Here is a 19,196-nt window from a genome sequence, read left to right as displayed (position 1 = left end):
GTTTTTACGTGGTTTTTTTCCGGCTGTAAACCCTGGCGGGCCATTCATTGCTGAATGACCCGCGGAAGGCTCCGGATCAGCTCGCCGCCAGCATGTGACCGCGTTCTTCCAGATTGATATGCCACTCCAGGGCCTCGCGCAGGATGTGCGGGGTATGCCCGCCGCGCTCGCAGGCGGCATCGAAGTAACTGTTGAGGGCGTCGCGGTAGGACGGGTGCACGCAGTTGTCGATGATCACCCGGGCGCGCTCGCGCGGCGCCAGGCCGCGCAGGTCGGCGAGACCCACTTCGGTGACCAGGATGTCCACATCGTGCTCGGTGTGGTCGACGTGGCTGACCATCGGCACCACGCTGGAGATGTTGCCGCCCTTGGCGATGGACTTGGTGACGAAGATGGCCAGGTGCGCGTTGCGGGCGAAGTCGCCCGAGCCGCCGATGCCGTTCATCATTTTGGTGCCGCCCACGTGGGTGGAGTTGACGTTGCCGTAGATGTCGAACTCCAGCGCGGTGTTGATGCCGATGATGCCGAGGCGACGCACCACTTCGGGGTGGTTGGAGATTTCCTGCGGGCGCAGCACCAGCTTGTCCTTGTAGCGCTCCAGGTTGCCGAACACGTCGGCGTTGCGGCGGCTCGACAGGGTGATGGAGCTGCCCGAGGCGAAGCGCAGCTTGCCAGCGTCGATCAGGTCGAAGGTCGAGTCCTGCAGCACTTCGGAGTACATGGTCAGGTTCTCGAAGGGCGACTCGATCAGCCCGCACATCACCGCGTTGGCGATACTGCCGATGCCGGCCTGCAGCGGGCCGAGGCTGTTGCTCATGCGTCCGGCGTCCACTTCACGCTTGAAGAAGTCGATCAGGTGGTTGGCGATGCCCTGGGTCTCGTCGTCCGGCGGCAGCACGGTGGACGGCGAGTCCGGCTGGTCGTTGACGACGATGGCGACGATCTTCTCCGCCGGGATCGGGATGGCGGTGCTGCCAATGCGGTCGTCGACCTTGGTCAGTGGGATCGGCGTACGGGTTGGGCGGTAGGTTGGAATGTAGATGTCATGCAGGCCTTCCAGGTTGGTGTTGTGCGCGACGTTGATCTCGACGATCACCTGCTTGGCGAAGATCGCGAAGCTGGCCGAGTTGCCCACCGAGGTGGTCGGCACGATGTGGCCTTCCTCGGTGATGGCGACGGCTTCGATGACGGCGATGTCCGGCAGCTTGAGCTGGTGATTGCGCAGTTGCTCGACAGTTTCCGACAGGTGCTGGTCGATGAACATCACCTCGCCGGCGTTGATTGCCTTGCGCAGGGTGCTGTCGACCTGGAAGGGCATGCGGCGGGCCAGTACACCGGCCTCGGTGAGCTGCTTGTCGAGGTCGTTGCCCAGGCTGGCGCCGGTCATCAGGCTGATGCGCAGCGGCTCCTGCTTGGCGCGCTCGGCGAGGGCCTTGGGTACGGCTTTGGCTTCGCCGGCGCGGGTGAAACCGCTCATGCCGACGGTCATGCCGTCCTTGATAAGGGCCGCGGCCTGGTCGGCAGTCATCACCTTGTCCAACAGGGAGGACATACGCACGCGATCACGGAACATGGGAAAACCTCGGGCAGTAGGAAGTGCGAGGCCGCCAGTCTAGGGACTCGGCGATTTTTGGCTCTTATACCAAGGTCGAAAAATCGCCCGGCCGGTTGCCTTCTTACTACCAAAGTTCAGGAGTTTTCCCTTTGCCGGAAAGCAAGACACCGGCGCGAGGCCGGTGTCTTGTGGATCAGCGGTCGTCTTATTCGACGGCCTTGACCATGTCTTCGATGACTTTCTTGGCGTCGCCGAAGACCATCATGGTCTTGTCCAGGTAGAACAGTTCGTTGTCCAGGCCGGCGTAGCCGCTGGCCATCGAGCGCTTGTTGACGATCACGGTCTTGGCTTTGTAGGCCTCGAGGATCGGCATGCCGGCGATCGGCGACTTCGGATCGTTCTTCGCCGCCGGGTTCACCACGTCGTTGGCGCCCAGGACCAGCACCACGTCGGTCTGGCCGAACTCGGAGTTGATGTCTTCCATCTCGAACACTTGCTCGTAAGGCACTTCGGCCTCGGCCAGCAGGACGTTCATGTGCCCCGGCATACGGCCAGCAACCGGGTGGATGGCGAACTTCACGTTGACGCCGCGGTGGGTCAGCTTCTCGGCCAGTTCCATCAGTGCATGCTGGGCGCGGGCCACTGCCAGGCCGTAGCCGGGAACGATGATCACGCTGTCGGCGTTGGTCAGCAGGAACGAGGCGTCGTCGGCCGAACCGGACTTCACCGGGCGGGCTTCTTTCGCACCGGCCGGGCCGCCAGCGTCCGCTTCGGCGCCAAAGCCGCCGAGGATGACGTTGAAGAACGAGCGGTTCATCGCCTTGCACATGATGTAGGAGAGGATCGCGCCCGAGGAGCCCACCAGGGAGCCGGCGATGATCAGCATCGAGTTGTTCAGCGAGAAGCCGATACCTGCCGCGGCCCAGCCGGAGTAGGAGTTCAGCATCGACACCACGACCGGCATGTCCGCGCCGCCGATCGGGATGATGATCAGCACGCCGAGGACGAAGGCCAGGGCCAGCATCACCACGAAGGCGGTCAGGTTACCGGTGAACATGAACAGCAGGCCCAGGCCCAGAGTGGTCAGGCCCAGCACCAGGTTGAGTAGGTGTTGGCCGCTGAACTGTACCGGGGCGCCCTGGAACAGGCGGAACTTGTACTTGCCCGACAGCTTGCCGAAGGCGATCACCGATCCGGAAAAAGTGATGGCGCCGATGGCCGCGCCAAGGAACAGCTCCAGGCGGTTACCGGTGGGGATGGTATCGCCCAGGTTCTGCACGATGCCCAGCGACTGCGGCTCAACCACGGCGGCGATGGCGATGAACACGGCGGCCAGGCCGATCATGCTGTGCATGAAGGCGACCAGTTCCGGCATCTTGGTCATTTCAACGCGCTTGGCCATGATCGAACCGGCGGTGCCGCCGACCAGCAGGCCGACGATCACGTAGACGATGCCGGTGGTGGCGATTTCGCTGCTGATCTTGAACACCAGGGCGACGGTGGTCAGCGCGGCGATGGCCATGCCGATCATGCCGAACAGGTTGCCGCGGCGCGAGGTGGTCGGGTGCGACAGGCCTTTGAGGGCCTGGATGAAGCAGACCGAGGCGATGAGGTAGAGGAGGGTGACGAGGTTCATGCTCATGTCAGTGCTTCTCCGCCTTCGGCGCTTTCTTCTTGAACATTTCCAGCATGCGGCGGGTGACCAGGAAGCCACCGAACACATTCACGGCAGCCAGGGCCACGGCCAGGGTGCCCATGGCCTTGCCCAGCGGGGTGACGGTCAGGGCGGCGGCCAGCATGGCGCCGACGATCACGATTGCGGAAATGGCGTTGGTCACTGCCATCAGCGGGGTGTGCAGCGCGGGGGTGACGTTCCAGACCACGTGGTAGCCGACGTAGATCGCCAGCACGAAGATGATCAGGTTGTAGATGCCGTGGGAGATCAGCATGTCTTCCATAGTTTCTCACCGGTCTTGAGGCCGGGCTCGCGCCCGGCGTTCATATATAAGAAGGGCGTTGTGCGTCAGCCGTTCTTGCGCACGATCTGGCCGTCGCGGCACATCAGGCAGGCGGCGACGATGTCGTCTTCCAGGTTCACCGTGAAGCCTTCGGCGGTCAGGGTGAGCTTGAGGAAGTCGAGCAGGTTGCGTGCGTAGAGTGCGGAGGCATCCGCCGGTACCAGCGCGGCCAGGTTGCTCAGGCCAACGATGGTCACGCCGTTCTTGACCACCACCTGGTCGGCTTCGGTCAGCGGGCAGTTGCCGCCTTGCGAGGCCGCGAGGTCGATGACTACCGAGCCTGGCTTCATTTCCGCGACGGTCGCTTCGTGCAGCAGGGTCGGTGCCTTGCGGCCCGGAATCAGTGCGGTGGTGATGACGATGTCCGACTGCTTGGCGCGTTCGTGCACGGCCTTGGCCTGGCGTTCCATCCACGAGGCGGGCATCGGGCGGGCGTAACCGCCGACGCCTTCGGCGCACTCGCGCTCTTCATCGGTCTCGTAGGGGACGTCGACGAACTTGGCACCCAGGGACTCGATCTGCTCCTTCACCGCCGGACGAACGTCCGACGCCTCGATCACCGCGCCCAGGCGCTTGGCCGTGGCGATGGCCTGCAGGCCGGCGACACCGGCGCCGAGGATCAGCACGCGGGCAGCCTTAACGGTGCCGGCGGCGGTCATCAGCATGGGCATGAAGCGCGGATAGTGGTGGGCGGCGAGCAACACGGCCTTGTAGCCGGCGATGTTGGCCTGGGAGGAGAGCACGTCCAGGCTCTGCGCGCGGGAAGTACGCGGCGCGGCTTCCAGGGCGAAGGCGGTGATACCGCGCTCGGCCATGCGGGCGATGTTCTCGTTGTTGAACGGATTGAGCATGCCGAGCAGCACGGCGCCGGATTTCATCTGCGCCAGCTCGCTTTCGCTGGGCGCGACAACCTTCAGCACCAGTTCCGCGCCGAGCGCATCGGCGGCAGTGCCGATCTTCGCGCCGACAGCTTCGTAGGCGGCATCCGGCTGGCTGGCGCTGACGCCCGCACCGCTCTGGATGACCACCTGATGGCCTTGCCCGATCAGTTTCTTGACCGTCTCCGGCGTTGCTGCGACCCGCGTCTCACCGGCTTGGGTCTCGAGGGGTACACCGATCTGCACTCGCAAATCTCCTGCGTGATCCTGGGATTGTCCGGGCTACTACGTTGGCGACCCGGGTTATCGAACTGGCAACGGTCTAGTTCTTATTGTGGGACCGGGCTGTGACCCGGTGGCCGCGGCATTGTGCAATCTAACCTGGAGGGCATCAATAAGTTCTGGAGCGGTACGAAGCGATAACTACAAGTCACGTTTGGACCCGTGGTTTTCCGGTCGCCACCGAGGCCGCGTGGACCCTGGTGTTTAGCCTAATTGCCTATTGTGACCGGACGGAAATGTCATCCTCGCCGTGAATGACCACCCATCAGAGACTCCCCATGCCCACCGAAAGGCCCGGTAATCCTGCAACAGGCTCAGGCATAGGTGTTAATTAATGTTTCTAATATGGAGTATGAGTCATTCCTGATGCCTGACTTTGTGTAGCAGATTTTTTACATTGACTACGAGGTCAGGAAAATCACCCGAAAGCATCAAGACCGCGTATTACACCGCGCCAGAGCCATGAGATGAGGTTTAGCAGAAAGTTCGCGTTTGCCTGGTATCGAGACGAATGACGCAGAAAAAACAACGGCCACCTGTATCGGGTGGCCGTTGGGGGTGAGACACGGTGTCGCGGGACTCAGTTGGCGGGGCTGATCACGCTGGGGAGCTGGGCGACCAGCTTGTCGTTGTGCAGCGGGGCGCGGATGAAGCCGTGTTGAGTGCCGTCCGGGCCGATCAGCACCAGGTTGCCGCTGTGGTCGACGGTGTAGTTGGGCTTGCTGGTGTCGGCCGGGATGTAGGGAATGCTCATGGCATTCGCCAGTTTCTGCACATTCTCTTCCGAGCCGGTGATGCCCTTGAAGCCGGCATTGAAGAAGCCGAGGTATTCCTTGATGCGCGGCGCGGTATCGCGGTGCGGGTCTACGCTGACGAACACCACCTGCAGGTTCTTCGCCACTTCCGGCGGCAGCTTGGTCTGCAGCTCGCGCAGTTGCGCCAGGGTAGTCGGGCAGACGTCCGGGCAGAAGGTGTAGCCGAAGAACAGCAGGGACCACTTGTCCTTCAGGCTGGCGGTCTGGAACGGCTGGCTGTCCTGGTCGGTGAAGGTCAGGTCGGGGACGCTGCGGGTCTGCGGCAGGATCACGATGCCGGCGTCGAGCAGCACGGTCGGGTCGAGCTGGTGGCGCTGGTTGAGCACCTTCTGGACAGTGAGGCCGAGGATTACGGCGACGATGGCGACGAGGATGAAGACGGTCTTGTTGACTCGGGTCATGGGGTACTCGTGGGTCGGGACGTCTGGGCGAGCGCTGGACTTGCGGGCCCGCCCCTTCGGAGCGAACCCGCGAACCGGCCTCAGTAGTTCAGGTGCAGCGGCAGGTAGTGGTCCACCAGCAGCGCGATGAACAGCAGGAACAGGTAGGCGATAGAGTACTTGAAGGTCTTGATCGCCGCATGGGGTCGGCTGCCGCAGTAGAGCGCCCAGGCCCAGTCGAGGAAGCGTGCGCCCAGGGCCAGCGCGGCGAGCAGGTAGACCAGGCCGGCCATGTGGATAGCGAAGGGCATCAGTGTCACGGCGAACAGCACCAGGGTGTAGAGCAGGATGTGCAGTTTGGTGTAGTGCTCGCCGTGGGTCACCGGCAGCATCGGAATGTCGGCCTTGGCGTATTCGTCCTTGCGGTGCAGGCACAGGGCCCAGAAGTGCGGCGGTGTCCAGGCGAAGATGATCAGCACCAGCAGCAGCGGTTCGGCGGAGACCTGCCCGGTCACCGCGACCCAGCCCAGCAGCGGCGGGGCGGCGCCGGCGAGGCCGCCGATGACGATGTTCTGCGGCGTGGCGCGCTTGAGGAAGCCGGTGTAAAGCGCCGCGTAGCCCAGCAGCGAAGCCAGCGTCAGCCAGGCCGTCAGCTGGTTGGTGAACACCAGCAGGACTGCCATCCCGGCGATCGACAGCAGCATGGCGAAGCCCAGCGCGATGGGTGGCGAGACGCGTCCTTCGGCCAGCGGGCGCTTGTGGGTACGCGCCATGATCGAGTCGATGCGCCTGTCCACCACGTGGTTCACCGCCGCCGCGCCGCCGGCGCAGAGGCCGATGCCGAGGTTGCCGAATAGCAGTACCTGCCAGGGCACGCCGGCCTTGGTGGCGAGCAGCATGCCGATCAGCGAGGTGATCAGCATGAGCAGGACCACCTTGGGTTTGGTCAGTTCGAGCAGGTCGCGCCAGCTGGCTTGGCTGGAAGTGCTGATGACGCTGGCCATGGGCATTTCTCCGTCTTCTGACTTCTGGAATGGGGCTGACGCGCCTCGGCGCCGGCCGGCCGTCGTGCTCAAGCTTGTTTCATCCTTGCGAGGGATAGGCCACCGGGCGCTCCAGGGCGTCCAGGGCGATCGGGCCGCCGGCGGGCAGCTCGACGCGTTTCGTTGCGGGCGCGCGCACCCGGTAGTTCACCAGCACCAGCATCAGTAGCAGGAAGGCGCCGCCGCCGTTGTGCGCCACTGCGACGGGCAGCGGCAGGTGCAGCAGGACGTTGCTGATGCCCAGGCCGATCTGGAACGACAGCCCCAGCAGCATGAGTGCGGTAATGCCGATCAGGCCGTGGCGCTGGAGATTCCAGGCCAGCAGCAGGATCACCGCCGTCACGCCCAGCGCGCCCATGCGGTGGGTCATGTGGATGGCCGTGCGGGCATCGCTGTCGAGCTGGCCGCCGAGGTAGTTCGGGCCGATGTGCTGGGTGAGGTGGAAGCCGTTGGCGAAGTCCATGTTCGGCCACCACTCGCCGTGGCACATCGGCAGGTCGATGCAGGCCACCGCGGCGTAGTTGCTGCTGACCCAGCCACCGAGGGCGATCTGCCCGATCACCATCAGCAGGGCGAGGGCTGCCAGTGCACGCAACTTCGACGGCAGTTGCAGCGGGGCGAAGGCGCCGGACAGGCGGAGGCTGAGCAGGAACAGCAGCGACAGCGTGGTGAAGCCGCCGAGCAGATGCGCGGTGACCACCTGCGGCCAGAGTTTGAGGGTGACCGTCCACATGCCGAATGCGGCCTGGGCGATCACCACGGCGAGCAGTATCAGCGGCAGGCGCATCGGTTGGCCGTCACGGCCGCGACGCACCAGTGCGTGGACCGCCAGCCCTAGGATCAGTAGGCCAAGGCTACCGGCGAAGTAGCGGTGGATCATCTCGTTCCAGCCCTTCTGCGCCTCCACCGGTGAGTCGGGGAAGTGCATTTCGGCGTGGGCCAATTGCGCATCGTTCAGCGGCACGTGGACGAAGCCGTAGCAGCCGGGCCAGTCCGGGCAGCCGAGACCAGCGTGGGTCAGGCGCGTATAGGCACCCAGCAGGATGACCACGAAGGCCAGCGCGGTGGCCAGCACGGCGAGGTAGAAGGCGGGTTTGCGTCTTGCCTGGATCATGCGTCGCTCCCGATCTTGTTGTTGTCGTAGGGCTGGCGAGCTCTTAACCGATGTTGGACAGCTTCAGCAGCAACTGCAGGTCCTTGAGGATCGACTTGCCGTTGGCCTTGGCGTCGTAGCGCAGTACCAGGTTGCCGTGGGGGTCGACGATCCACAGCTGCGGCTGGGTGCCGGTGTGCTGGTTGGGCGTCAGGCCCAGGCGTTGCAGGCGCGGGTAGTCCTTGTCGAGCAGGCCGATGAACTCGGCCGGCAGCGGTTTGGCGAAGGCCAGGGCGTGTTCGGCGCGGCTGGCTTCGCGGCCCAGGCCGATATTGATCTGGCGCGCCAGGTAGACCAGTTGCTGGCAGTCGCTGGCGCAGGTTTCCGGTGCGGTGACCAACAGTTGCCACTGGTCGCTGGCCTTGTCGTCCTGCACGCCGAGATCGGCCGGAGTCTGCCCGGTGGCGATCAGGTCGCCGTGGTAGCTGCGGCCTTCCGGCACCCAGAACTGCAGCTTGTACATGGCGGTGGCGAGCAACATCGGCCCCAGCACCATGCCGAGGATCAGCAGCAGTTGCACGCGCCCGCGGCGGCGGGCGGAGGAGTCAGGCAGAGTCATGGCGGTCATGGTCGAAGGTCTCCCGTGCGCGACGGATGCCGAGGTAGAGGTAAAGGGCGGAGAGTGCGATGGCCAGGGCGAACCACTGCACGGCGTAGCCGACGTGGCGCTCCGGGGGCATGGCGACGATCGGCCAGTCGGTGTCGAAGGCGGCGTCGCCCGGCTCCAGGCGAATTTCCATGGCTTGGCCCTCGCGGCCAAGCTGGTCCCAGAGGAAGGGCGCGTCGACCTGGGTGATCAGGCGCGGCCAACCGGCGACCGGAGCGGTTGGCGCGGCGGGCGGCGGGACGTAGGTCCAGGCATCCAGCAGCAGCTCATGATTGGGCGTGTCGACCTTCGGTGGTACGCGGCGATCGGGCCACGGCACCCAGCCGCGGTTGACCAGCAGCCACTGGTGGCCAACACGGTCGAAGAAGGGTTGCAGCACCTCGACGCCGGCCTGGCCGTTGCGGGTGCGGTTGTCGAGCAGGGCGGTGTGCTCGGCGTCGAGCTGGCCCTGCAGGCGCACGCGAACATAGCTGCGCGGCGGTTGGCGTTCGAGCTCGGCGATGCTGATCGGGTCCTGCTGGCGTTGCAGCTCGGCAGCGGCGAGAAGGGTGCGTTTTTCGGCGGCGCGGGAGAGTTGCCAGAAACCCAGGCCGATCAGCACCGGCAACAGCGCGAGGACCACCAGGGTCGGCGCGATGCCGGGCCGGAAGGCGCGCGTGGTACGGCCCTGACGGTGCTCGGTAGCGTGCTGGCTATACTGCAAGACATCCCCCTCAACCCCAGTCCCCTGCGGACAGGAGGCCGGTAGTGCTCAAAGCTGCGATCGTTCTGTTGTTGCTGGCGACCGTCGTCAGCCTGTTCAGTGGCCTGTTCTTCCTGGTCAAGGACGAGGGCCGCGGTTCGCGGGTGGTCAATGCGCTGACTGTGCGTGTCACCCTCACCGCCCTGACTCTCGCTCTGATCGCCTGGGGCTTCTTCAGCGGCCAACTCGGCAGCTCTGCGCCCTGGCATTTCTAGTTCCGTCTTGCTCTGGGTTGGAGCAATTGTCTTCCTCTGAAGCCTTGTGCCTGCGTTCCCCTCACCCCAGCCCTCTCCCTCAGGGAGAGGGGGCTGTCCGTGCCGGCTGACGCCACGGTTTCATCCTGCGCCGAACGGTCCCCTCTCCCTGAGGGAGAGGGTTAGGGTGAGGGGCTTTTGAGCTTGTCGCGGGCGGAGCGTCCTCACAGCACGTAAACGAAGATGAACAGCCCGATCCACACCACGTCGACGAAGTGCCAGTACCAGCTGGCCGCCTCGAAGCCGAAGTGTTTGTCGGCATCGAAGTGCCCGCGGATGATGCGGATCAGCATGATGCTCAGCATGATCGCGCCGATGGTCACGTGGGCGCCGTGGAAGCCGGTAAGCATGAAGAAGGTCGCGCCGTAGATGCCCGAACCCAGGGTCAGGCCCAGCTCGCTGTAAGCCTCGTGGTACTCGTAAGCCTGCAGTACCAGGAAGCACGCACCCAGCGCCACGGTCGCCGCCAGCCACATCTTCAGCGGGCCGCGATGGTTCTTCTTCAGCGCGTGGTGGGCGAAGGTCACGGTGAAGCTGGAAGTGACCAGCAGCAGGGTGTTGATCAGCGGCAGCTTCCACGGATCGATCACTTCCTTGGGCGGCGGGAAGAGCTTGTTGTCTGGGTTGCTCAGCTGCGGCCAGCCGGTTTCGAACTGCGGCCAGAGCATGTGCGAGATACCGTGGTGACCTTCGCCGCCCAGCCACGGGTTGACGAAGTGGCGCACGTAGAACAGTGCGCCGAAGAAGGCGGCGAAGAACATCACCTCCGAGAAGATGAACCAGCTCATGCCCCAGCGGAACGAGCGGTCCATCTGCGGGCTGTAGAGCCCGCCGCGGCTTTCCTTGATGACGTTGCCGAACCAGCCGAACAGCATGTACGCCAGGATCAGCCCGCCGGCGAAGAAGATCCACGGGCCGTGGGAGTGCTCCTTGCCGGCGCTCATGTCGTTCATCCAGGTGCCGACGCCGAACATCGTCACCAGCATGCCGATGGTGGCGATGATCGGCCACTTGCTCTGCGCGGGGACGTAATAGGGATCGTGGGTTGCCATTGTTCTTGTTCTCCTTGCCCAGAAGTCGGTTGCTGATCTACTGCGCGTCGGTGAGGCTGCGTTGGAGCCGGCCTCGGAGTCCTCATTTACAACTCGTAAACTCCGGCTCCTCGGCCGGTCCCGCCTTGCCTCACTCTAGCTCGCACGATCATCCACCGACTTCTCAGCGCTCGTTACTGGCCACGGGTGGCTTGCGGGCAGTGATGTCGAACAGCGTGTAAGCAAGCGTCAGGTGACGCACATCCTTGGGCAGGTCGCGGTCGACGATGAAACGCACCGGCATTTCGATGCGCTCGCCCGGCTGCAGGACCTGCTGGGTGAAGCAGAAGCATTCGGTCTTGTGGAAGTAGGTGGCCGCCACCGATGGCGCGATGCTCGGGATCGCCTGGGCGGTCATCGGCTTGTCGGTGGGGTTGCGCGCCACGAACAGCATCTGGTTCACCGCACCCGGGTGCACCACCAGTTGCTCCGACTCGGGGTGGAATTCCCAGACCATGTCGATGTTGTTGTTGGCGACGAACTGGATCTTCACCTCGCGCGACTGATCGACCACCTGGCCATCGCCCTGGTAGGCGCTGCCGGAGGTCTTGCCGTTGATGCCCAGCGCCTTGCACATCACGTCGTACAGCGGCACCAGGGCAAAGCCGAAGGCGAACATGGCGACCACGGCAATGACCAGCCGGGTCACCAGCTTGCGCGTTTCGATGTTGCCGTCGCTCATGAGTCGATTCCTCTCTTGTAGGAGCGTGGGGGGCGCCTAGCCCTTGCTCGCGAACCGGGAGAAAGCGTTCGCGAGCAAGCTCGCTCCTACAGGAACATCGTTATTTCACTTCCGGAGGCGTGGTGAAGGTGTGGTACGGCGCGGGCGACGGAATCGTCCACTCCAGGCCTTCCGCGCCATCCCAGGGTTTGGCCGGCGCTGCCGGGCCGCCACGAATGCACTTGATGACGATGAACAGGAACAGCAACTGCGTGGTACCGAACATGAAGGCGCCGATGGACGAGACCATGTTGAAATCGGCGAACTGCAGGTTGTAGTCCGGAATCCGCCGCGGCATGCCGGCCAGGCCGACGAAGTGCATCGGGAAGAACGCCAGGTTCATGCCGATGAAGCTCATCCAGAAGTGCAGCTTGCCCAGGGTTTCGTCGTACATGTGGCCGGTCCATTTCGGCAGCCAGTAGTAGGCCGAGGCGAAGATGCCGAAGATCGCGCCGGGCACCAGCACGTAGTGGAAGTGCGCCACCACGAAGTAGGTGTCCTGGTACTGGAAGTCCGCCGGGGCGATGGCCAGCATCAGCCCGGAGAAGCCGCCGATGGTGAACAGGATGACGAAGGCCACGGCGAACAGCATCGGCGTCTCGAAGGTCAGCGAGCCCTGCCACATGGTCGACGCCCAGTTGAACACCTTCACCCCGGTGGGCACGGCGATCAGCATGGTCGCGTACATGAAGAACAGCTCGCCCACCAGCGGAATGCCGACCACGAACATGTGGTGCGCCCAGACGACGAAGGACAGGAAGGCGATCGAGGCGGTGGCGTAGACCATCGAGGTGTAGCCGAACAGCGGCTTGCGGCTGAAGGCCGGGATGATCGAGCTGACGGCGCCGAACGCCGGCAGGATCATGATGTACACCTCGGGATGGCCGAAGAACCAGAACACGTGCTGGAACAGCACCGGGTCGCCGCCGCCGGCCGCGCTGAAGAAGCTGGTGCCGAAGTGGATGTCCATCAGCATCATCGTCACGCAACCCGCCAGCACCGGCATCACCGCGATCAGCAGGAAGGCGGTGATCAGCCAGGTCCAGACGAACAGCGGCATCTTCATCAGCGTCATGCCCGGTGCGCGCAGGTTGAGGATGGTGGCGATCACGTTGATCGCGCCCATGATCGAACTCATGCCCATCAGGTGGATGGCGAAGATGAAGAAGGTCACGCTGTGCGGCGCGAAGGTCGTCGACAGCGGCGCGTAGAAGGTCCAGCCGAAGTTCGGGCCGCCGCCGGGCATGAACAGGGTGCTCACCAGCAGGCCGAAGGCCGCCGGCAGCAGCCAGAAGCTGAAGTTGTTCATCCGTGGCAGCGCCATGTCCGGCGCGCCGATCATCAGCGGCACCATCCAGTTGGCCAGGCCGACGAAGGCCGGCATCACCGCGCCGAAGACCATCACCAGGCCGTGCATGGTGGTCATCTGGTTGAAGAACGCCGGCTCGACGATCTGCAGGCCCGGCTGGAACAGCTCGGCACGGATCACCATGGCGAAGGAGCCGCCGAGCAGGAAGGCGCAGAAGCTGAACCACAGGTACAGCGTGCCGATGTCCTTGTGGTTGGTGGTCAGAACCCAGCGCATCAGGCCCTTGGCGGGGCCGTGGTGGTGGTCGCCGGCGTGAGAATGGTCGGGGTGATCGATCACTGTACTCATCGCGGCCTCCTTATTGTTGTTTCTGCTTGTAGGCGACCACGTCCTGCGGGGTCACCATGTCGCCGTCGTTATTGCCCCAGGCGTTGCGCTCGTAAGTGATCACCGCGGCGATGTCGACTTCCGAGAGCTGTTTGCCGAAGGCCGCCATGGCCGTGCCCTGGACGCCGTTGAACACGGTCTCCAGGTGGTGCTCCTTGGGTCCGGTGACGATCTTCGAGCCCTTGAGCGCCGGGAACATCGGCGGCATGCCCTGGCCTTCAGGCTGGTGACAGGCGGCGCAGATGGTGTGGTAGACCTTGTCGCCACGGGCGACCAGTTCTTCCTTCGTCCATTCCTTGCTGGTCAGCTCCTTGAGCTTGACCGCCTCTTCCTTGCGCTCGGCCAGCCACTTGTCGAAGTCGGGCTTGGACTTCACGTCGACGACGATGGGCATGAAGCCGTGGTCCTTGCCGCACAGCTCGGCGCACTGGCCGCGGTAGATGCCGGGCTGGTCGACCTTGGTCCAGGCCTCGTTGACGAAGCCGGGAATGGCATCGCGCTTGACCGCGAAGGCCGGCACCCACCAGGAGTGGATCACATCGCTGGAGGTGACCAGGAAGCGCACCTTGACCCCGGCCGGCAGCACCAGCGGGTTGTCCACTTCGAGCAGGTAGTGCTCGTCCTTGTCGGCCTTGTTGTGGATCTGGTCCTGGGGCGTGGCGAGGTTGGAGAAGAACTCCACATCCTGGCCCAGGTACTTGTACTGCCACTTCCACTGGTAGCCGGTGACCTGCACGTCCAGCTCGGGCTCCGAGGTGTCGTACATGTGGATCAGCGTCTTGGTAGCCGGGACGGCCATCACCACCAGGATCAGGAAGGGAATGACGGTCCAGAGGATTTCCACCGTGGTGCTCTCGTGGAAATGCGCGGGCTGCTGCCCGGTGGATCGGCGGTGGACGATCATCGACCAGAACATCGCGCCAAAGACGACGATGCCGATGACGACGCAGATCCAGAAGATCGTCATGTGCAGATCGAAGACGTTACGACTGACTTCCGTCGCACCGGGGGCCATGTTGACCGTCCAGGCGGCGTTTGCCTGACTGAAAGCCAAGAGCAAAAGGAAGCCCATCCAGACTCGTGGATGTCGCAGCATTCGGGTTCCCCTTATCGTTGTTTTTATCCCGCCGGCAAAGCGCCCTGGCTGCGATCCCCATTGCAGAGGGGTCGAGCCTGAACAAGCCAACGGCCAAGGGAGTGACCGCCAAGACAACTTACTTTGACGTCTTACCTCGGCAGCACGCAGGGCAGGCCGGGTCCATCAGGTTTTCGGTGTGTCGAAGCGGAGTATAGCCACGGGTTGCGACATAACAACGCAGAGTAAAAACTGTGTTTGAAAGACCGAAGTGCGATCTCAAAGCCACGGACGGCGCGGCTTTGGAGTACCATGCTGGCCGTCTGATATGCCGCGTCGGCATAACCAGTTCATGAATATGACAATCGCGTCTTAGCTACGCCCGGGGTGCGGCTAAGGTCTTTCTTCACTTTCCAAACCCGTTGTCTTGGAGTTGTCATGAACACCGCTGCACTGCGTGAGCTGATCCGGAATGCCCATCTGCTCGAATCCCGCCATGGGCATCTCGCCCGCCTGATCCAGAGCCAACTGCAAAGCCTGCACCCGAGCATCGCCCTGGCCGGCGAGGACCCCAGCGGTACGCTGACGCGCTTCGTGCATGCCTATATCGAGCAGGTGCCGGATTTCCTCGATGCCGCCAACGCCGTGGCGCGAGCGGCCGGCATCGAGGACCGCATCAAGCCGGTGCTCAAGCTCGCCGAACAGTTCTTCCTCACCCCGCCAGCGCTGCTCGACGGCCACGACGGCCTGGACGCGCTGCTGGACGAGTCCTACCTTGCCCACCGCCTGGTGGAGGAAGTGAACGACCGCTACATCGCCCACTTCAACCAGCCGCTGATCCCGCTGGATACCACCGTGGCCAACCTGGTGGCGCACCAGCTGATCGGCGAGCCTTTCGCCAACCAGCTGGATGAAGCGGTGCACCATGCGGTCAACGGCATGCTCGACGACAGCACCTTCAGCGCCGAATCCGCCATCAGCTACCGCGCCCGCCTCAACGACCCGCAGGTCGTGATGGCCTGGCAGCAGTGGCCGTGCCTGTCGCGGCAGTTCGGCGTCGAGCTCGAGCTGGGCCGCGACTGAGGCTCAGCCTGCGCTCTGCAGCGCGCGCACCCGGCCCTCCACGCGGCGACGCAGGCCGTTGCCTTCTAGGGACAGTCGGCAGTCGCTGGCCGCGGCGCTGCGGCCCCAGTCTTCGAGCAACTCCATGCACGCGTGGTCGATGTAGCTCAGGTGCTGCAACGGTACGCGCAGGTGCGTTCCCGGCTTCACCGACTGCAGCGCCTGGGACAGTGCCGGCACCTTGAGGAAGGTCGCTGCGCCCACCAGCCGCAGTTCGGCGCCATTACCTTCATCGTCGTAGCGCAGGTTGATCTTCAGCCGCGCGGCCTTGAACACCAGCTTCAGTACCGTCAGCGCGAAGCCCAGCAGCACGCCGGTCAGCAGGTCGGTGGCGACAATTGCCAGCGCGGTCACCGCATGCACCAGCACCGGCATGCGCCCATAGCGCCCCAGGGAGCGCAGCGCCTTGAGGTCCACCAGCTTGATGCCGGTGTAGACCAGCACACCCGCCAGGCTGGCAATGGGTATCTGTCGCAGTAGCCCGCCCAGCAGCACGACGAAACCCAGCAGCCAAAGCCCGTGGAAGATCGCCGAGGCGCGGCTGCGCGCGCCCGCCTGCACGTTGGCCGAGCTGCGCACGATCACACCGGTCATCGGTAATGCGCCAACCAGCCCGCAGAGCATGTTGCCCACGCCCTGGGCGCTCAGCTCGCGGTCCATGTCCGAGCGAGGGCCGCTGTGCATGCGGTCCACGGCAGCGGCAGAGAGCAGCGTCTCGGCGCTGGCAATGAAGGCGACCACCACGGCGGCCAATAGAATAGTCGGGTCGAGCAGGGCGCCGAGATCGTCGGGGCGCAGCCAGTCGATGGCATCGCCAAGGTTCTGCGGAACGCTCACGCGCAGCACGTTGAGTTCCAGGACGATGCTTGCCAACGTCGCCAGGCTCACGCCGATCAGGGCTCCGGGCAGCATACGCAGCCGGCCCGGTTTGAAGCGATCCCACAACGCCATGCACATCATGGTACCCAGCCCGAGCAGCGCAGCATCGAAACCGCTGGCCTCGGACAAAAGCGCGGAGGGGAAGGCCAGTAGGTTATCCAGCCCGGATGCCTGGGGCTTGAGGTCGAGCATCACGTGGACCTGCGACAGCACGATGAGGATGCCGATGCCGGCGAGCATTCCATAGACCACCGCCGGCGAGGTCACGCGGAACCAGCAGCCCAGGCGCAGCCTTCCCGCCAGTAGCTGCAACGCGCCGGCCAGCAGCAGGATGGGCCCGAGCATGGCCATGCCATGAGCGCGCACCAGTTCGAAGACCAGCACGGCGAGCCCCGCCGCCGGTCCGCTGACCTGCAGCGGCGAGCCGGCCAGAAAGCCGACGACCAGGCCGCCGATGATGCCGGTTACCAGCCCCTTGGCCGGCGGCATGCCCGAGGCGATGGCGATGCCCATGCACAACGGCAGGGCGACGAGGAAAACCACCACCGAGGCGAGCAGATCGCGTGGCAGCACTTGGCGCAGCTGGGAAAATCCGCTTGGAACAGAGTGGGGAACCGACATGGCGCTGTTCTCCTGAGCATTTTTCGGGCGCGCGAAAGCCCACGACACCGGTCTCGACCGCATCGACACGCGCAATTCAAAGGGACGGCGTACGCGGTGGAAGCGTGCGCCTCAGGCAGGGAGCAAATCAGAGAAGGGGCGCGGCGTTTGTTCTGCTGGGCCGCCGCGCCCGGGCATTACGGAAGCTGAACGCTTATTGGGGCGAGTAACGCGGGCGCGGCGTCGCGCTCGGGGTCGGGCCCTCACCGTCGAGCGCACGGAAGCGGCCTTCCTGGGCGTCGTAGGCCTTGATGGCGCTGGTTTCGATGTCGTACACCCAGCCATGGATGAACAGTTGGCCGGACGCCAGGCGCGCGGCCACGGACGGGTGCGTCTTCAGGTGATCCAGCTGGGCGACCACGTTCTCTTCGGTCAGCACACCCAGATGCTCCTGGGTCGCGCAACCGCAGGTCTGCGCGACCACGGTGCGGGCTACTTCGGCGTGGCGCAGCCAGGCTTTTACCGTCGGCATGCCTTCCAGCGTCTGCGGCGCCAGCACTGCTTTCATCGCGCCGCAGTCGGAGTGGCCGCAAACGATGATGTGCTGCACGCCGAGGGCCATGACCGCGAACTCGATGGCGGTGGACACGCCACCGTTCATCTGGCCGTAGGGCGGCACCACGTTGCCGACGTTGCGGGTAACGAACAGGTCACCCGGCGAGCTCTGGGTGATCAGCTCCGGAACGATGCGCGAATCGGCGCAGGTGATGAACATGGCGCGCGGGTTCTGCGCATGGGCCAGCTTCTTGAACAGCTCTTCCTGTTGCGGGAAGACATCATGGCGGAACTGGCGGAATCCTTCGACGATATGGCGCAGCGCCTCGTCAGCAGATTCGTGGGCGTGATCCTCACCGTGCGTTTTGTCGTTCATGTATCAGCCTCGAAGAATGACGAAGAATTTTCCCACGTCAGCCGACGCTCTCCCCAGGGAGAAAAGACACAGGCGTGGGAAAAAAACTGGCGTGACCGGTTAGTCACTTTGTGCTCAAACCCTAGACAACGAAGATTAAACCAAAATTAAAAAAACGCTCTGGAATGAGCTTTTTCATGATGTTTCGACGAAATTTAAAGATGATATCGGCAAGCTATCATGGCATTGCGATGTTGCCGTGATGTCGTTGCGCTTGTCGAATTTTCCGCTAGAGCGTCAGAACAAGCTCATCTGGCTGCGCGGTGGGGCGAACGCCGTGCAGTCCAGGTTGAAGCTGCCGCGCCGGCCCAATCCCAGGCGGCGCATGGCAACCTCGAAGCGCTTGGCCAACAGGTCGGCGAACGGGCCTTCGCCGCGAAAACGGTGGCCGAAGCGGCTGTCATAGATTTCCCCGCCGCGCAGTTGGCGGATCAGGCTCATCACGTGGTTGGCGCGCTGCGGGTAGTGCGCCGCCAGCCATTCCTCGAACAACGGGCCGACCTCGCGCGGTAGGCGCAGCATCATGTAGCTGGCGCTCTGGGCGCCGGCCTCGTGGGCCGCTTCGAGCAAGGCTTCCAGCTCGCGGTCGTTGATCATCGGGATCATCGGCGAACACAGTACGCCCACCGGAATGCCTTGCTCGCGCAGCACGCGGATCGCCCGCAGGCGGGCGGAGGGTGCAGCGGCGCGGGGCTCGAGGATGCGCTTGAGCTCATCGTCCAGCGTGGTGAGGCTGATCATCACGGCGACCAGATTCTGTCTCGCCAGCTCCGCCAGCAGGTCGAGGTCGCGCAGGATCAGCGAGCCCTTGGTGACGATGGTCACCGGGTGGCGGAAGCGCAGCAACACTTCAAGGATTTGCCGGGTCAGGCGCTGCTGGCGCTCGATGGGCTGGTAGGGGTCGGTGTTGGCGCCCAGGTTGATCGGCGCGCAGACATAGCCCTTGCGGCTCAGTTCTTCTTCCAGCACCTCGGCGGCGTTGGTCTTGGCGATCAGCTTCGTCTCGAAATCCAGCCCTGGCGACAGGTCCCAGTACGCATGGCTGGGCCGCGCGTAGCAGTAGATGCAGCCATGCTCGCAGCCGCGATAGGGATTGATCGAACGGTCGAAGGGCAAGTCCGGCGACTGGTTGCGCGAGATCACCGTCTTCGCCCGCTCGGTGCGGATTTCGGTCACCTGGGGCTTGGGCACTTCGTCATACCAATCGTTATCCACAGGCACTGAGGTGGTCGGCGCGAAGCGGTTGTGCGGATTGCTGGCGGTGCCCCGGCCGCGGGGTGGGAGGGAAGTGGACATGTGGGAAAACTCTGAAGAA

Annotated in this window: 18 protein-coding genes; 2 read left to right on the top strand and 16 right to left on the bottom strand. The window is 64.1% G+C overall.

Annotated elements, in window-relative coordinates:
- Positions 1-76: 76 nt before the first annotated feature.
- From scpC to PNI01S_RS14045, 9 genes are all read right to left on the bottom strand, one after another.
- Positions 77-1,573 (bottom strand): succinyl-CoA:acetate CoA-transferase ScpC, encoded by a 1,497-nt coding sequence (gene scpC, locus PNI01S_RS14085; RefSeq protein ID WP_024763713.1) that lies wholly within the window; start codon positions 1,571-1,573, stop codon positions 77-79.
- A gap of 187 nt (positions 1,574-1,760) precedes the next feature.
- On the bottom strand, positions 1,761-3,197 hold the full coding sequence (locus PNI01S_RS14080) for an NAD(P)(+) transhydrogenase (Re/Si-specific) subunit beta (RefSeq protein ID WP_024763714.1): 1,437 nt from the start codon (positions 3,195-3,197) through the stop codon (positions 1,761-1,763).
- 1 nt (position 3,198) lies between these two features.
- A complete protein-coding gene (locus PNI01S_RS14075; protein ID WP_015474896.1) occupies positions 3,199-3,513 on the bottom strand; it encodes an NAD(P) transhydrogenase subunit alpha part 2 in 315 nt (104 codons plus the stop codon).
- 65 nt (positions 3,514-3,578) lie between these two features.
- Positions 3,579-4,697 (bottom strand): Re/Si-specific NAD(P)(+) transhydrogenase subunit alpha, encoded by a 1,119-nt coding sequence (locus tag PNI01S_RS14070; protein ID WP_024763715.1) that lies wholly within the window; start codon positions 4,695-4,697, stop codon positions 3,579-3,581.
- Between the two features lie 616 nt (positions 4,698-5,313).
- A complete protein-coding gene (locus PNI01S_RS14065; RefSeq protein WP_037011712.1) occupies positions 5,314-5,949 on the bottom strand; it encodes an SCO family protein in 636 nt (211 codons plus the stop codon).
- 80 nt (positions 5,950-6,029) lie between these two features.
- Positions 6,030-6,932 (bottom strand): heme o synthase, encoded by a 903-nt coding sequence (gene cyoE, locus PNI01S_RS14060; protein ID WP_024763716.1) that lies wholly within the window; start codon positions 6,930-6,932, stop codon positions 6,030-6,032.
- A gap of 79 nt (positions 6,933-7,011) precedes the next feature.
- Positions 7,012-8,085, bottom strand: coding sequence for a COX15/CtaA family protein (locus tag PNI01S_RS14055; RefSeq protein ID WP_024763717.1), 1,074 nt, complete (start codon positions 8,083-8,085; stop codon positions 7,012-7,014).
- A gap of 43 nt (positions 8,086-8,128) precedes the next feature.
- Positions 8,129-8,692: a PA_0111/PP_0108 family redox-active disulfide protein gene (locus tag PNI01S_RS14050; protein WP_024763718.1), complete on the bottom strand. Its 564-nt coding sequence runs from the start codon at positions 8,690-8,692 to the stop codon at positions 8,129-8,131.
- Complete coding sequence (locus PNI01S_RS14045; protein ID WP_024763719.1) at positions 8,670-9,434, bottom strand: SURF1 family protein; 765 nt, start codon at positions 9,432-9,434, stop codon at positions 8,670-8,672. The genes PNI01S_RS14050 and PNI01S_RS14045 overlap by 23 nt, the downstream gene beginning before the upstream one ends.
- 44 nt (positions 9,435-9,478) lie before the next feature.
- Here PNI01S_RS14045 and PNI01S_RS14040 point away from each other — a divergent pair, with 44 nt between their 5' ends.
- On the top strand, positions 9,479-9,688 hold the full coding sequence (locus PNI01S_RS14040) for a twin transmembrane helix small protein (protein ID WP_038803464.1): 210 nt from the start codon (positions 9,479-9,481) through the stop codon (positions 9,686-9,688).
- 203 nt (positions 9,689-9,891) lie between these two features.
- On the opposite strand, the gene PNI01S_RS14035 is transcribed toward PNI01S_RS14040, so the two are convergent.
- The 4 genes from PNI01S_RS14035 to coxB form a co-directional block, all read right to left on the bottom strand.
- Positions 9,892-10,779, bottom strand: coding sequence for a cytochrome c oxidase subunit 3 (locus PNI01S_RS14035; RefSeq protein WP_038803465.1), 888 nt, complete (start codon positions 10,777-10,779; stop codon positions 9,892-9,894).
- A gap of 163 nt (positions 10,780-10,942) precedes the next feature.
- Positions 10,943-11,500 (bottom strand): cytochrome c oxidase assembly protein, encoded by a 558-nt coding sequence (locus PNI01S_RS14030; RefSeq protein WP_024763721.1) that lies wholly within the window; start codon positions 11,498-11,500, stop codon positions 10,943-10,945.
- 100 nt (positions 11,501-11,600) lie between these two features.
- Entirely contained in the window at positions 11,601-13,196 is a 1,596-nt protein-coding gene (ctaD, locus tag PNI01S_RS14025) for a cytochrome c oxidase subunit I (RefSeq protein WP_024763722.1), read from the bottom strand.
- Between the two features lie 10 nt (positions 13,197-13,206).
- The gene (gene coxB, locus PNI01S_RS14020; RefSeq protein WP_082032823.1) at positions 13,207-14,331 is read right to left on the bottom strand and encodes a cytochrome c oxidase subunit II; all 1,125 of its coding nucleotides are present in this window, start codon (positions 14,329-14,331) and stop codon (positions 13,207-13,209) included.
- A gap of 417 nt (positions 14,332-14,748) precedes the next feature.
- Here coxB and PNI01S_RS14015 point away from each other — a divergent pair, with 417 nt between their 5' ends.
- On the top strand, positions 14,749-15,393 hold the full coding sequence (locus PNI01S_RS14015) for a hypothetical protein (protein WP_024763723.1): 645 nt from the start codon (positions 14,749-14,751) through the stop codon (positions 15,391-15,393).
- Positions 15,394-15,396: 3 nt separating this feature from the next.
- Here the strand turns inward: PNI01S_RS14015 and PNI01S_RS14010 are convergent, their stop codons facing one another.
- The 3 genes from PNI01S_RS14010 to PNI01S_RS14000 form a co-directional block, all read right to left on the bottom strand.
- Positions 15,397-16,932 carry a SulP family inorganic anion transporter gene (locus PNI01S_RS14010; protein WP_024763724.1) on the bottom strand — a complete coding sequence of 512 codons (1,536 nt, stop codon included), beginning with the start codon at positions 16,930-16,932 and terminating at the stop codon, positions 15,397-15,399.
- Positions 16,933-17,125: 193 nt separating this feature from the next.
- The gene (locus tag PNI01S_RS14005) at positions 17,126-17,842 is read right to left on the bottom strand and encodes a carbonic anhydrase (RefSeq protein WP_024763725.1); all 717 of its coding nucleotides are present in this window, start codon (positions 17,840-17,842) and stop codon (positions 17,126-17,128) included.
- Positions 17,843-18,118: 276 nt separating this feature from the next.
- Entirely contained in the window at positions 18,119-19,177 is a 1,059-nt protein-coding gene (locus PNI01S_RS14000; protein ID WP_084358450.1) for a PA0069 family radical SAM protein, read from the bottom strand.
- Positions 19,178-19,196: the final 19 nt, after the last annotated feature.

Source organism: Pseudomonas nitroreducens NBRC 12694 (genome assembly GCF_002091755.1).
Classification (GTDB): domain Bacteria; phylum Pseudomonadota; class Gammaproteobacteria; order Pseudomonadales; family Pseudomonadaceae; genus Pseudomonas; species Pseudomonas nitroreducens.
Note: the sequence above shows the minus strand (reverse complement) of the source record. Positions and strands in the feature narration are given on the sequence as shown.

Bases quoted from the DNA above. Each gene is read 5' to 3' on its own strand.
- scpC (WP_024763713.1), bottom strand. From the start codon at position 1,573: ATGTTCCGTGATCGCGTGCGTATGTCCTCCCTGTTGGACAAGGTGATG.
- PNI01S_RS14080 (WP_024763714.1), bottom strand. From the start codon at position 3,197: ATGAGCATGAACCTCGTCACCCTCCTCTACCTCATCGCCTCGGTCTGC.
- PNI01S_RS14075 (WP_015474896.1), bottom strand. From the start codon at position 3,513: ATGGAAGACATGCTGATCTCCCACGGCATCTACAACCTGATCATCTTC.
- PNI01S_RS14065 (WP_037011712.1), bottom strand. From the start codon at position 5,949: ATGACCCGAGTCAACAAGACCGTCTTCATCCTCGTCGCCATCGTCGCC.
- cyoE (WP_024763716.1), bottom strand. From the start codon at position 6,932: ATGGCCAGCGTCATCAGCACTTCCAGCCAAGCCAGCTGGCGCGACCTG.
- PNI01S_RS14055 (WP_024763717.1), bottom strand. From the start codon at position 8,085: ATGATCCAGGCAAGACGCAAACCCGCCTTCTACCTCGCCGTGCTGGCC.
- PNI01S_RS14050 (WP_024763718.1), bottom strand. From the start codon at position 8,692: ATGACCGCCATGACTCTGCCTGACTCCTCCGCCCGCCGCCGCGGGCGC.
- PNI01S_RS14035 (WP_038803465.1), bottom strand. From the start codon at position 10,779: ATGGCAACCCACGATCCCTATTACGTCCCCGCGCAGAGCAAGTGGCCG.
- PNI01S_RS14030 (WP_024763721.1), bottom strand. From the start codon at position 11,500: ATGAGCGACGGCAACATCGAAACGCGCAAGCTGGTGACCCGGCTGGTC.
- ctaD (WP_024763722.1), bottom strand. From the start codon at position 13,196: ATGAGTACAGTGATCGATCACCCCGACCATTCTCACGCCGGCGACCAC.
- coxB (WP_082032823.1), bottom strand. From the start codon at position 14,331: ATGCTGCGACATCCACGAGTCTGGATGGGCTTCCTTTTGCTCTTGGCT.
- PNI01S_RS14015 (WP_024763723.1), top strand. From the start codon at position 14,749: ATGAACACCGCTGCACTGCGTGAGCTGATCCGGAATGCCCATCTGCTC.
- PNI01S_RS14010 (WP_024763724.1), bottom strand. From the start codon at position 16,932: ATGTCGGTTCCCCACTCTGTTCCAAGCGGATTTTCCCAGCTGCGCCAA.
- PNI01S_RS14005 (WP_024763725.1), bottom strand. From the start codon at position 17,842: ATGAACGACAAAACGCACGGTGAGGATCACGCCCACGAATCTGCTGAC.
- PNI01S_RS14000 (WP_084358450.1), bottom strand. From the start codon at position 19,177: ATGTCCACTTCCCTCCCACCCCGCGGCCGGGGCACCGCCAGCAATCCG.